Consider the following 13,939-nt stretch of genomic DNA (forward strand, 5'->3'; position numbering starts at 1 on the left):
TCATTGGTCATTCGAAAACAGATGGCGCCTGCAAGAACATTCCAAGATCTCGAGGTATGGAAGCTCGGCAGATCGCTCCGCAGAAAGCTCTATGAGGTCGCCAAAACCTTACCGGCAGAGGAGCACTACAATTTTGCTGGGCAAATAAGAGCGGCGGCCATTTCACTCACGGCAAATCTCGCGGAGGGCTTTGGGCGGTTTCACTACAAAGAAAACGCACAGTTCTGTCGGATTGCTCGTGGTTCTGCCTGCGAGGTCCAGGACCATCTGCTCACCTGCCTCGATGAGGGGTATATTCCCCCTACCCTGCACCAAGAATTGAACCGGGAACTGACAACGTTCTTACGAACACTGAACGCCTATATCAAAGCCATAGGCTCTCCAAAGGCACCCCCCAAGACGCAATAGCCTCATTGCCTCTTGAACTGTACGCTGTAAAATGAGGGCATGTGCTCTTGTCTTTCTGTTAATGACCATTGACCAATGTCTGTACCCATCCCCATTGACTAATGACTCGTGACCGATGACTACTGACTTTCAATCCAAACTCGCGCATCTCCCCGATCAACCCGGCGTCTACCTATTCAAGAACGAACAACGGGACATCATTTATATCGGGAAAGCCGCAGTCCTCGCCGACCGGGTCCGATCGTATTTCCAGAAGAGTGCCGACCATAGCCCCAAGACCAGTCTGCTCGTCAGTCAGGTAGCCGATCTGGAAACGATGGTGACTCGATCAGAGCTCGAAGCGCTGATTCTCGAAAGCAACCTGGTCAAGCGCCACAAGCCCCGCTTCAACGTCGTGTTGCGGGACGACAAACAGTACCCCTATGTGCGGCTACCGATTAAGGATGACTTTCCTCGACTGTCGATCGTGCGCCGTGTGCAAAAAGACGGAGCGCTCTACTATGGACCCTATACTCCGGCGAACGCCCTGCGAGAGACGTTGAAAGTCATCAAGCACGTCTTTCCGCTCGCCACCTGCACGATCGACATCGATGGCACCGCCGACCGCGCCTGTATCGAGTTTGAAATCAAACGATGCATGGCACCTTGCACGGGGAATCAGTCGAAAACCGAGTATCATCAGATCGTCAAGCAAGTCCGTCAGTTTTTGGAAGGCCGAGACCACGAGTTGCTGGACGATCTTCGGGCACGCATGGAGGCCGCAGCGGACCGGGAGGAATTCGAGGAAGCCGCACGGTTACGCGATCGCCTTTTTAAGATCGAACGGATGCTGGAGAAGCAACGGATCACGCAGACCTCAGCCGCTGATCAAGATGTGATCGGCCTCTCCAGGCAAGGCGCAGCCGTCGATCTCCAAATTCTGTTCGTGCGCAGCGGCCTGCTCATCGGTCGGAAAGATTTCTTCTGGCCTCAGTCGGCTGAGGCGTCGGACGAGGAGCTTGTCCGCTCAGCCATTGAACAATTCTATAACAAGGATGGGCAACCCCCGAGAGAGCTGCTCATCCCGACCGACCTCGAAGACGCGGTACTGATTCAGCAATGGCTGTCCGAGAAGCGAGGCGAATCAGTTCGTGTCTGCTCGCCGGAGCGAGGCACCAAACATCAACTTGTCCTCTTGGCCGAGGAGAATGCGGCTTCGGCAGTGGCTAATCATTTACGTGACGAAGAACGTGACCGGCAAGCCGGTGAGGAACTGAAGCGGATGCTGCGGCTGGATCAGCCCCCACGTCGCATTGAAGGATTCGACATCTCTAATACGATGGGGAACCAATCGGTCGCATCGATGGTCGTCTGGGAAGACGGGCAGATGAAGAATGCCGACTATCGGCGGTTCAAGATCCAAACCGTCGTGGGCGCCAACGACTTTGCCAGCATGAAGGAAGTGGTCACACGTCGCTACGGCGGAGCCGATGGTGAGCCTGGTCGAACGATGGAGAACCTGGCCCAACCCGATCTGATTCTCATCGACGGCGGATTGGGTCAGCTGGCGGCGGCGCTCGAGGGACTCAAAGCAGTTGGGCAACAGGGCGTACCGATCCTCGGATTGGCCAAGGCCCGTGGCGATAAGGAAGAGCGTGTGTTTCTGGCTGGGAGGAAAAATCCCATCGCGCTCAAGCCGCAATCTCCCTCCACCCACCTGCTCCAACGCATCCGCGATGAAGCCCATCGCTTCGCAATCACGTTCCATCGGAAGCTGCGCGGCAAAGCGCTCGTCGGCTCCAAACTCGATCAAGTCATCGGAATCGGGGAGCTACGACGCGATCGACTGTTGAAGCGATTCGGCAGTCTTGAACAATTGGCTTCAGCCAGCGATGAGGCTCTGCGGGAGGCTGGGCTAAATATGGAAACCGTTGTGAATCTCCGCAAAGTGCTCGGCAGTTGATCGTATCTGTTCTGTGCTGCTTCCTAGAAGAGATACCGGAAACTGAATGTTCCCAGGTGCACAAACGCGTGGTAGGTCCCGTCCACGGTCGGATTCAAATTACCGACGACGGATTTTGAGTCATAAAACCATTCCTGATACGCCAGATCGAGTCCAATCCCTTTTGGCCACAAGCCGGACTTGCCACTGCACGGGATCAGACCCAGAAATCGTCCATCCCCCTGACAGAGAAATCCAACTCCCAGCGACAGCATGTTGGACGACAATGAAATCCCTGCAGGATTAAACGTCCGATCGGGAACAGGATCCTCAGTGCGCGTATACCCAGACCGAACTGCGACCTCCCAGTTGGGTAACCAGTGTGGATGCAGCCATTTATACTCAGTGCCGATCGCAATCACCGGCACGTTTTTCAACTGTTGAGGCTGAGGGATCGTCACCCCGGTGGACAATCGCGTATCAAGATGCCTCAACAAACTCCAGCCCACATATTCGACATCCAACTCCACTTTCCACTCTCTTTCGCGAGTACGGACCGGCCAGAACGCGACGGCTCCGGTAAAAATCTGAGGCAATACAAGATCGGTAGAGGCATCAGCTACTTTTGCACCGTTCACGAGAAGCGCCCCGTTCAGAGGTACCACGGCCTGGCTACGGTAAACCAATCCGATGGACAAAATCGGTTGCCTGTCCCCATTTCTCAGGGGAGTCACGAGCAGGCTGGCCGTGACACCAGCTCCAGTTCCTTTGCCGTTTAGCTCTATGGAGTCACCGGCTGGAATGCCTAAAGCTCCGGCACTGATTTGCCTCTGTTCTACATGTCCCTCGCCTAGAAAACTCGCGAAGGTGTAGATATCAGCACTCACGCCTACAGACAGGTATTCATTAACTTTGTATGCGATCGTGGGCTTGATATTGATTAACGGAAGTGCCACCGAAGTCACGGCCGTATTAAACGGTCCGTCGACCGGATAGCGAGTGTTCAAACCAAATGGCGAGGTGACCCCGACTCCAACGGTCACCGACGAGAGCATGGAGACGCCCATGGCCCCCAGGTTTGCACTCAGATAAAAGTTGCTCGGTGGAGGCCAGCTCACACTGCCATTTAAATCACCACGGCTCTCAAGACCTGTCGGACTCGTGAACTTGACCGATCCTCCGACCGCATTGAACCCCCATACACTTTGAATCCCTTCAACCTGAGTCAGCCCCGCCGGATTGTAATGCATGGCGGAAGGGTCATCAGCCTGCGCTGCGAATGCATTCCCCTGCCCCGCCGCACGTGCGCCTTGAGGTTGAAAACGAAATGACTGCGCATTGCCATCTGTCGGTACGACAAGCGCCAGTGCGCAGACTGCCAAGATGCTATTCATACACCAGATATGATACGCACGCATATGTGCCGTCAGGATTCGAGGAAGCACCGTTGCAACACATGAAGAATCAGCCATCTCGCCCCTGGTGATGCCTTCCCCCAATGAGGATAGTAAGCCTCGCTTGCCTTACCGAGGTAGGGACAATAGGCCCTATCTCTTTTCCCTCTATGTCGCCCTTGTGCTTCTCTTCACGTTCGGGCTACATTACGCACACCTGCTTATACTCCCTACAGCCCAGGAGACTCACCCTATGGCACATGCACAAGCTCCGTTGTCCTTTCCACGCAGTACATTCGACAGCCTTTCCAATTCTGAATGTCAGAACGTCATCGAGATTCTGCATTATGTTACGCATGCTGAGACCCCTGAGCACGTACGAGATGTCCTTGTTCGATTCCAGAACTATTTCTCGTTCACGAAGGCCTTAGGAGGACTGGTTCGGCTCGGACCCAACCGGACATTTGCGGGGTTCGGGAATGTGGTCAATGCGAGTTATCCAGACGAATGGTTATATATGTACTGGAAAAACGGATTTGCCGATGTCGATCCGGTGTTCCAGTCCGCCTTAAAATCCCCCGGCACTCAGCATTGGCAAACGACCTACCAGAACATGTCTTCTGAGAAAGAACAGGAGTTCATTTCCACGGCCCGCCAATTCGGTCTATGTGACGGGATCACCACCGGCTCGGTTGATCAGGCCTGTGGGGTTGCTACGTTCTGTTCGTTTGCCAGCGAACAATCGCTTGATGCCAAACGATTGGTTCCACTAGTGGAGTACTTGGGCTATTATATTCATTTGGCCCTTCTGAGAACCGCACCAAAATCGATACCCTCAACAGAGCGATGCGTCAAAGAGCTTTCGTCCCGAGAGGTGACGATCCTCAACTGGATGAAAAACGGGAAGACGAATTGGGAGATCGGAAAGATCCTAGGAGTCACTGAGCGAACCGTGCGGTTCCACATCGAGAGTATTTTCTCGAAGCTCCAGGTGACGTCCCGTTCTCAGGCTGTCGCAACTGCAATTGAACATGGTCTTCCAGCGCTTCATGGTCTGCCATCGGCCATGTAGGCATCTCTTTGTGTCCTGGCAGGAAATAGGCTTGCTCAGTGTATCCTGCCAGGCTCTGTTTTGATTAGGCTGCACGCACGAGTTGTCGATCTTCTGCGGATTCACCGTATTCCTCCAAATCATTCTCTGTCCGGGATGGCTTCTGTGCCGTACCCAAGCCTGGTGTGGTCGTCGTGAGCCACTCAAGCATGCCGGGATGAGCCGTTTCCGCTTGAAGACGAAACTCATCCAGATCCAACAAGCCGCCGATGGACAGTGCGTGAGCTGGTGGCAATGCCACTGCTTCTCCAATGGCACGACATGGCCATCCCATTCGCTGCACAACCTTTAACAGCCTTTGTTCCACCACCATATATGTGTACCGAACCTCATGCTGAAGGCACCATTGATACATACCTTTAAAAACCGTTTTGATAAGCCGAGCCGAAAGCCCGCGGTCGGCAATCCCCGGATCAATCGCCAGTCTGGTGATCTCAGCCGTATCGGTTGCTTTGCGAACCTGATGCCGGCCCACTAGACAGGCACTGAATTCGCTCTCCAGCATGAATGGGACCGGCGCATGAGTCATGCGAACTAATCCGAGCAAATCTTTTCTGCTGTTAAAGACCCCGATCGACGTACTCCACGTATCGTAGACATCTGCTTCGAGTCGGTTTGCCTTCTCTGGGACCCACTTCAGCCGTTCGGCAAAAACACGATGTCGCAATTGATACGCTTGGATCATCTCGTCCTTTGTCTCAATTGTTTTCACGAAAAGGTCTCCCTCAGCGAATACGATGTTGTGTACTGCTCGATCGGCTAGAACAGTCATGGATGGCTCCTTTGGGACTAATCTGTTTGCTTTCCGAAGTAGGGCTAATTGCCCACTGAAGGAGGCGGATGGTTTCATCTCTGGAGGCAGACGTCACCTGGCGGACCCGCCAGGTGCTTTCTGCGGTCTGAAGGTGTAAATCTTCACGTCAGTGCGCCATGGGTAACAACGCAAACAACACGGCACTGTCAGTGGTGACTTACAAGGAGGGGTTGTGACCGAACACAGAACTCAGTTCCAACTGTTGAAAGGTGGGCTCCTGACTTCGTCGACGCTCTCACAGGCCAATTCTCTTCGCCCGTCTCGCAGTTCCTTCGGGATGAATGAATTAGAACCCTGCGCGGGAGAATTGACGACCGTGTTCAAGGCAAGAGAGCGACGCTTACACCAGCTCTTGGAAGATCGCTCCCGTCTCGGGCGCGACTTGCACGACTGTATCTTGCAATCACTGTATGCCCTTGGACTCACCATTGAATCCTCTTATAGACTTAGGCATACTAGTGATGTGGAACACTATTCTTCTCATGTGACCATCGTTGAACAAGTCAATCAGCTCATTCATGAGGTCCGCGGTATGATCCGCGAATTGGAGTCAGATACCGTACGGGAATTTGATTTATCCTCGGAACTTACTACGCTCAGGACGACGTATGCACAAACAGGACGCCTGGATGTGAGGTTAGATCTTCAGCGCCACGCCATCGAGGTGCTCACGCATGAAGAAGAACGAGAAATTCTCAATATCGTTCGTGAGGCCCTCAGCAACTGTGCCCGCCATGCCCATGCCACCCAGGCCGCGGTCTCAATTCGCATGAAGGACACACGAGTCCGAGTCAGTATCCAAGACGACGGGATAGGCTTTGCGCCGGCTCCTGGACCGTCACGTGGGTACGGACTGACCAATATGGAGACACGTGCCAAGAAACTCGGGGGGACGTTACATGTTCAGTCGAAGATCGGAAAAGGTACGCAGATCACGGCAGAATTTTCATTGGAACCCTTACTGACATCTATATGAAACAACCACAAACCAGTATCGTACTTATCGACGATCATGAGATGGTCCGCAGGGGACTGCGCGCCCTGCTTCACCTTGAAGCAGATCTCGCCATCGTGGGCGAAGCGGCAACGGTCGCCAGCGGTGTGGGCCTCGTCGAGCGGTTGACGCCTCAGATGGTGTTGCTCGATGTGAAACTTCCTGACGCGACGGTCACTGAGGCCATCCGCCGCTTGCTGACCGTATCACCCAAACTACGAATTCTGATTCTCACAAGTTATGCTGAAGACACGACCGTCATGGCTGCTGTCCAGAACGGCGCCCATGGCTATGTACTGAAAGACGTTCGCATGGATGACCTGATTCGGGCCATTCGCACAGTCGCCTCGGGTCAGGGCTATCTTGATCCACGCGTGACACAGCAGGCGCTGCATTGGATTCGGACCAGCTCGCACTTGGGAGTCACTTCACAAGGCGTCTCTCGGCTTTCTCCACAGGAACGCTTAATCCTGCCGCTTTTGGCGGAAGGCAAGACCAACAAGGAAATTGCCGTCCAACTGCGGCTGAGCGACAAGACCATCAAGAACTACCTGGCGAATATTTTCGACAAGCTCCATGTGAAACGACGTACCGAAGCCGTGGCCTGGTTCATGAAGGAATCGCATATGCCTAATGTGAGCCACAGCCCGAAACTCTGACGTTCCTGCGACCGGCGGCGTTCTCTCGTTCACCTCTCATTGCGGGCACCTCTGCCTCCATCCCCCTCTAGTTTTGTCTGATCACCGGATCCTATACTATCCTCCGCTTTCTGTGGCCTTTGATTGCAACATGACTGACACCAGGACTGCGTCCGGACTACCCAGAGGTTTCTATTCATGAGTTTACCGCCGGAGACCGACAGTTCACCGATCAACGAGGTTGCCCAACTGCGCCATCAGATCCTTGAACTCCAACAGGCACTCGTTCATGCGAAACAAGGCTGTCCTTCAGCGCAAACCACCGCACTCGGAGCTGCCCAAGTGGGGACATGGGAATGGGACGGCAGGACAAATCGGGTGATATGGTCGCAGGAAACTGAGCGGATCTTCGGCCTTTCTCCCGGCACATTCGATGGTTCATACGAAGGGTTCTTTGCTCTCGTTCATCCGGATGATCGCCATTATCTCAGTGCGGCCATTACGAAGGCCGTTCATGACCATTCTCCCTGCGGAGTCGAACATCGCATCATCACTCCTTCCGGAGCCACGCGATGGGTGGCCTGCCGTGGTCGTGCCACAGGCAGTGAGAGTGAACCGGTCTCGGGCATGATGGGCACGGTTGAAGATATCACTGCCCGTAAAGACTTCGAGCTCAGTCAGCAAGCGATCCGAGACACCCTGGAAACACGTGTCCGGGAACGAACAGCCGGATTGGAACAGGCTGTCCATGAGCTGAAGACTGAAATTGCGCGAAGACAACAGGCCGAGTCGGCCCTCAAGGCAAGTGAGCAACGCTACCAATCCCTCTACGAACACAACCCCTTCATGTATTTCACGCTCTCCCCTGATGGCACCATCTTATCCGCCAATAATTTTGGAGCGGATCAACTCGGATACCAGAAAGAAGATCTCATCGGCCGGTCCATCTTGCAGCTCTTTTCCCCCAAAGACCACCAGACGGTGCTGGGACAGTTGGTCGCGTGCGCCGCCAGTCCTTATACCGTGTTTCAGTGGGACATTCAAAAACTCCGGAAAGACGGGGTCAGGATCTGGGTCAAAGAGCGCGCGCAGGCGATCCACGATCACACAAATCAGATCCTCATCCTTGTAGTCTGTGAGGATGTGACAGAACGCAAGCGGACAGAAAAGCAGCTCCAGGAAACGTCCCGTCTGCTCCAGACCCTCGTTGAAGAATCCGCATTGCCGATCGTCAGTCTTGATCGAGAAGCGCGGGTGGTCAGTTGGAACCAAGCCGCGACCCATCTGTTCGGATGGTCGAAAGAAGAAGTGCTCGGGCGTGAACTTCCATATACCCAGCCTGAGGAAGAAGTCGAGGCAAATGCCCTCTGGCAAGCAGGCACGCGTGGGGAATTAATCGGCCCGATTGAGCTCAGGCGCCGGCGCAAAGATGGAAAGGTGTTGGACCTTCTCCTCTGGCCCGTGTTCGTCCATGACGAATTCGAGCAGCTGTCTCTGGCTGTCGGTCTCTATGTCGATCAGTCTGAGATCAAACGGGCCGAGGAGGCGACCCTGAGAGCCGAAGCGCGTCTTCGTTCGTTTTTGAACGCGCTGGACGACCTCGCCTTTGAGTTTGACCAAGACGGACGGTACCTCAATGTCTGGACCCACAGCAACGACAAGCTTTTGATGCCAAAACAGGAGCTCATCGGCCGACGCCTCACCGACCTATTCGGAGAAGATGCGGGGTCCCACTATGTCGAAACGATCCGGCAAGTCATGAGGACCGGCAAACCTGCGACCATTAACTACGCCGTTCGATTGCATCAAACCCTACGCTATTTTTCGGGGGTCCTGACCCTGATTCCAGGGAGTCACACGTCCCAGGCGACAGTCGGCTGTCTTGTACGCGACATCACCGAGAGCCGACTCATCGAGGCGCAGATTCGAGAAAATGAGGCTCGCTGGAGAGCGCTCTATGAACATGCGGGAGTCGGCATTGCTCAACTGAACCTCGACGGACGATTTCTTCGAGTCAATCCACACCTCTGCGAACTGCTGGGCTACTCATCTGAAGTCATACTCCAGCGAACATTTCAAGACCTCACGCATCCGGATGACTTGGAAGCGAATCTTGTCTATCTCGACGAACTGCTCACGGGGAAGCGCCATTCCTTCTCGATGCAGAAACGGTATCGCAGAAGCAACGACACATGGGCGTGGGTCGATTTGACCGTCTCACTTGTCCAGAGCGGCTCTTCCGATCAGGACTATTTGATCGCCGTTATCCAAAACATTGATGATCGCAAACGAGCAGAACAGGCCCTCCACGACCAAGAGGCACTGCTGCGGTCCGTCATTGAAACGGCCCCCGACGTCATTTTCATGAAGGGTCAAGACGGCCACTATCGATTCGTCAATTCGGCCTTTGCACAGACGCTCAACAAGCTCCCCGACGACATCATCGGAAAGACCGACGCCGAACTGTTTCCGCCTGAAGTCGCCGATCGCTGTGTGGCCGGAGATCATGATGTTTTTTCCGGGGCGGTCCAACAGGAATTCGAGGAAATTGTTCCCATTAACGGCACCCCCCGCATTTTTCATGTGATCAAGACCCCGCACCGAGCCCAGAACGGATGCGTGATCGGATTGGTCGGGGTCGCCCGCGACGTGACCGACCTGAAGCAAGCCGAACAAGCCCTCCGGCTGACTCAGCTGGCCGTTGACCGCTCCGCAGATTTTGTGTTCTGGGTCGATCAGTCGGCTCGTTTTCTCTATGTCAATGACGCCGCTTGCGTACGACTCGGGTACTCACGTGAAGAGTTACTTCGTCTGTCCGTAAACGACATTGATACCGAATACCGAACGGAACGGTGGCCTGAACATTGGGCGGAATTGAGTCGAGCAGGACGTCTTCGCTTTGAATCGCGTCATCGCACCAAATCCGGCGAAACCTACCCTGTAGAAATTGTCGCTAGTTTTATTGCCGTAGAGGGGAAGGAATACAACTTCGCCTTTGTTCGTGACATCTCTGATCGGAAACGAGCGTACTCGCTCTTGCAAGCCGCCATCAATTCAGTGGCCGACGGTTTGCTGGTCATCGACCGACAAGGGAAGGTCACCAGTGCGAATCAACGGTTCCTGCACCTCTGGAACATCCCCCAGTCGCTCGCGGACAGTGGGGACGACGACGCACTACTCACCTTTGTGATGGACCAGCTTCAGGAACCCGAGACATTTCTGCGGAAAGTCCGTGAGCTGTATGCCCAGCCGGAGCAGGAAAGTTTTGATGTGGTCATGTTCAAGGACGGGCGAGTGTTCGAACGGTATTCTCGACCGCAAATTCTTGACAACGAAATCGTTGGCCGGGTCTGGAGTTTCCGAGATATCACGGAACACAAACGTGCCGAGCAGGCATTACGGGAGAGCGAGCTGAGGCTCCAGCGCTTCGTCGCTGAAGCCCCCGTTGGGCTCTGCATTCTCGATGAAAACTGGCGCGTAATCACCGCGAATCTCGCCTTTTGCCAACTGACCGGGTACGAGGTCCACGAAATCATCGGCAGCACGTACGCGTTGTATGCCCACCCGGAGGATCTCTCCGCCAATATTCGATTGACTGAAGAATTCTACCGTGGAATCAGAGCCGGCTACACCTATGAGAAACGGTATATCCGCAAATCAGGTGAGATCATTTGGGTGCTGGTCAAAACCACCAAGATCGACCTGCCTGACCGGCAAGGCCCACTGCTTCTTGCTGCGGTACAGGATATTACCGAACGTAAACTGGCGCTGGAAGAACGAGAGCAACTCAGTCGAGACCTGCATGATAATCTCCTTCAAGCTCTGTATGCAGTCGGGATGCAGCTTGAAGCCAGCAAGCTTGCAATGGAGCGATCACCACGCCGATCAAAAGCGTACATATCCCAGGCCATCCGCCAGTTGAACGGTCTCATGGTCGATGTTCGACGGTTTATCACCTTACTCACAGACCGGACGTCCGTTCAGATGGACTTCGGACAGTCGCTTCAAGAGCTTATCACCTCCACGACCGACACCGAGGGTGTCGCAACTGAGGTTGAGATCAAGAGCCCCGTGCTGTCCTTTATCACCCCTCAGATCGGAGAGCAACTGTTGAACATTACGCGGGAAGCCCTGAGTAACAGCGTGCGCCATGCTCGTGCCTCCCGCCGCTGGCTGCAGCTGAGCGTCGCTCATAACTCGATCCGGTTACTCATCGGAGACAATGGCACCGGCTTTTCCCCTTCACGCAAACGCCGCACCGGCCGAGGACTTGCTAATATGGCCGCTCGTGCACGGCAAATGACTGCCTCCTTCACTCTCGAAAGCGTACCAAGACATGGAACCACGATCACGGTCGATGTGCCATTAAAAAAGGATGCGTTGTATGAGTAAGTCATCAACGATTCGACTCGTGATCGTCGATGACCACGAGGTCGTGCGAATCGGTCTCTGTGCCGTCCTTAATCTGACGCCCGGACTAAAGGTCATTGGGCAGGGAAAGCGAATGGCAGAGGCCAAAAAGCTTTGTGTTCGCCTGAAACCGGACCTCGTCTTACTTGACATCCGCTTACCGGACGGAAGCGGTGTGGATGCAGCCCGTGAGATCCTTGCACGATGTCCGCGTACCCGAATATTGTTCCTCACGAGTTTTGCCGACGACCATACGGTGCTCGAAGCAATTCTCGCCGGTGCTCATGGGTATCTCCTCAAAGACATCGCTTCTCAGGCACTCGTACGCGCTATTCGAACCGTTGCAGCCGGCAAGACGCTGATGGATGCTCGCTTGCCCCAACACACGCTGGATCGACTGAAGAACGTCCCTACCGAGCCAGGACAATCCAAACGTCCCCTCCTCTCGCCCCAAGAGCAGCGTCTCCTTCCTCTCGTTGCGAAGGGTCTCACCAACAAAGAAATCGCACAATTTTTGCAGCTCAGTGAAAAAACGGTCAAGAACTACCTCGCCAATATCTATTCCAAACTTAGTATCGGTCGCCGATCGCAGATCGCTGCCTTCTACGCCGGAAGCTTCAAGGGGTCTGAGCCCCGTCTACCACTGGACCGCGCCTAAATACATTCTGATGGCAGCTGCGTGCCGAACCTCCCCTGGTAAAGAACTCTGTACCGTATTCCGATAAGAACAGAGTCTCTCTCGTCTCAAACACAGGCTTCATATGATACGCCGTCCAGTTTCACTGCAGGGCAGACCATTACCATACTGAATATGTCCACAGAGTTATCATCGTCAGGTGCGGCTCTTTTGATCGAGTCTGATCCTGACCTCGCCCAAGCATTCCGAGAGCTGATAGTCCTTGCCTATCATTCGTCGGTGACGCTGGATGTCGTGTTCTCCCTTGAGGAGGGGCTCGCCTACTTACAGGCCCATCACGTCCCGGTGATTCTCATCGACCTCTCTCTGTCGGACCATGCCGGACGAAACGCGGTAGAGCGGGTACGAGAGACAGCCGCCTGCAGTGCAATCATCGGTTTCCACCGAACGCCCGATCCCACAAGGCTGTCCGACGCCATCCGTGCTGGAGCCCATGAAGTGTTACCCGTGATTCCACCTTCGGCCGAGACACTCCGTTTGTCTATCACCAGCGCCTTGATCAGAGTCACGTGCCCCCAGACAGTTACCAAACCAGTACCTTCGGCTGACGCTCACCAGAGCCTATCATTACCCCTCACGAAAGTTGCACACGACTTGAACAACTGCCTGACATCCATCAATGGATTTGCCGACATTCTCCTTGCACGACTGTCCGCAGAAGATCCGTCACAATATTGCGCTGAACAGATCAAACTGGCCTGCACACGAGCCGAGAGTTTGATTAAGCAGTTACCGCAGATCACCTCTACGCCCCCCACTCCCTAGCTATCAACGCCGACCAACAACGCTCCAGGAACGTAACCTTCTCACTGCTCTCACGAATTGACAGGCTCTGATCCCCTGACTAGGATACGGGCGACTGTCGATTGACCCGACTGAATAGGTCATCGTTTCTTCTGAAAGGAGCATTGTAATGTCCGACTCTGGTTTACCCGATACCCGGGAAACCCACCGTTCACATAAGCCCACTCACTCCGCCAGCAATCAGGTCGAGGCCGTCTTCGAATCGGTTGTCTTTGCCAGTCGATGGATTCAGGCACCCCTCTATGCCGGACTGATCGTGGCAGAACTCCTCTACGCCTACAAATTTCTCGTCGAACTGTGGGAAATGGTGATCCATATCAACAAGATGGACGAAACGGTCTTTATGCTGGGCGTCTTAGGCTTAATTGATGTCACCATGGTTGCCAATCTGCTGACCATGGTGGTGATCGGCGGGTATGCGACGTTTGTGAGCAAACTGGATCTAGAGCACCATCCCGATCGTCCTGATTGGCTGACGCACGTCGATCCTGGGACCATCAAGATCAAACTGGCGGCATCCTTGATCGGCATCTCCAGCATTCATTTGCTGAAAGGATTTGTGGATGTGGCCAATGAAAACCCGGAACACTTGAAATGGAAGATCTTTATCCACATGACCTTCCTCGCTTCCGCAATCTTGCTGGCCTGGACAGACAAGATTATGCAGAAGGACAAGAAACATTGAGCCGTTGATTCGTTCGCAGACCGGAAAAGTGCACATCTGTTGGTTTGAAAGGATTCGGTACGT

11 protein-coding genes are annotated in these 13,939 nt (G+C 54.2%); 9 read left to right on the forward strand and 2 right to left on the reverse strand.

Annotated elements, in window-relative coordinates; translation table 11 throughout:
• Positions 1-21 precede the first annotated feature (21 nt).
• Positions 22-408 carry a four helix bundle protein gene (locus ACMTNU_RS03575; protein ID WP_413933820.1) on the forward strand — a complete coding sequence of 129 codons (387 nt, stop codon included), beginning with the start codon at positions 22-24 and terminating at the stop codon, positions 406-408.
• A gap of 115 nt (positions 409-523) precedes the next feature.
• Positions 524-2,350 (forward strand): excinuclease ABC subunit UvrC, encoded by a 1,827-nt coding sequence (gene uvrC / locus ACMTNU_RS03580; protein WP_413933821.1) that lies wholly within the window; start codon positions 524-526, stop codon positions 2,348-2,350.
• A 23-nt stretch (positions 2,351-2,373) separates the two neighbouring features.
• On the opposite strand, the gene ACMTNU_RS03585 is transcribed toward uvrC, so the two are convergent.
• A complete protein-coding gene (locus ACMTNU_RS03585; RefSeq protein ID WP_413933822.1) occupies positions 2,374-3,723 on the reverse strand; it encodes an OmpP1/FadL family transporter in 1,350 nt (449 codons plus the stop codon).
• A 253-nt stretch (positions 3,724-3,976) separates the two neighbouring features.
• On the opposite strand from ACMTNU_RS03585, the gene ACMTNU_RS03590 reads away from it, so the two are divergent.
• Positions 3,977-4,795, forward strand: coding sequence for a LuxR C-terminal-related transcriptional regulator (locus ACMTNU_RS03590; protein WP_413933823.1), 819 nt, complete (start codon positions 3,977-3,979; stop codon positions 4,793-4,795).
• 64 nt (positions 4,796-4,859) lie between these two features.
• On the opposite strand, the gene ACMTNU_RS03595 is transcribed toward ACMTNU_RS03590, so the two are convergent.
• Entirely contained in the window at positions 4,860-5,606 is a 747-nt protein-coding gene (locus tag ACMTNU_RS03595; RefSeq protein ID WP_413933824.1) for an acyl-homoserine-lactone synthase, read from the reverse strand.
• A gap of 214 nt (positions 5,607-5,820) precedes the next feature.
• Between ACMTNU_RS03595 and ACMTNU_RS03600 the strand changes: the two genes are divergently transcribed.
• The 6 genes from ACMTNU_RS03600 (at position 5,821) to ACMTNU_RS03625 (ending at position 13,876) form a co-directional block, all read left to right on the forward strand.
• Positions 5,821-6,624, forward strand: a complete 804-nt coding sequence (locus tag ACMTNU_RS03600; RefSeq protein ID WP_413933825.1) for a sensor histidine kinase — start codon at positions 5,821-5,823, stop codon at positions 6,622-6,624.
• Positions 6,621-7,301 carry a response regulator gene (locus tag ACMTNU_RS03605; RefSeq protein ID WP_413933826.1) on the forward strand — a complete coding sequence of 227 codons (681 nt, stop codon included), beginning with the start codon at positions 6,621-6,623 and terminating at the stop codon, positions 7,299-7,301. Before ACMTNU_RS03600 ends, ACMTNU_RS03605 begins: the two co-directional genes overlap by 4 nt.
• Before the next feature lie 177 nt (positions 7,302-7,478).
• Positions 7,479-11,672 (forward strand): PAS domain S-box protein, encoded by a 4,194-nt coding sequence (locus ACMTNU_RS03610; protein WP_413933827.1) that lies wholly within the window; start codon positions 7,479-7,481, stop codon positions 11,670-11,672.
• The gene (locus ACMTNU_RS03615) at positions 11,665-12,348 is read left to right on the forward strand and encodes a response regulator (protein ID WP_413933828.1); all 684 of its coding nucleotides are present in this window, start codon (positions 11,665-11,667) and stop codon (positions 12,346-12,348) included. Before ACMTNU_RS03610 ends, ACMTNU_RS03615 begins: the two co-directional genes overlap by 8 nt.
• A 153-nt stretch (positions 12,349-12,501) precedes the next feature.
• The gene (locus ACMTNU_RS03620; RefSeq protein WP_413933829.1) at positions 12,502-13,152 is read left to right on the forward strand and encodes a hypothetical protein; all 651 of its coding nucleotides are present in this window, start codon (positions 12,502-12,504) and stop codon (positions 13,150-13,152) included.
• Positions 13,153-13,300: 148 nt separating this feature from the next.
• A complete protein-coding gene (locus ACMTNU_RS03625; protein ID WP_413933830.1) occupies positions 13,301-13,876 on the forward strand; it encodes a TIGR00645 family protein in 576 nt (191 codons plus the stop codon).
• Positions 13,877-13,939 lie beyond the last annotated feature (63 nt).

Origin of the sequence: Nitrospira sp. BLG_1, assembly GCF_047338595.1 — a bacterium.
GTDB lineage: Bacteria > Nitrospirota > Nitrospiria > Nitrospirales > Nitrospiraceae > Nitrospira_D.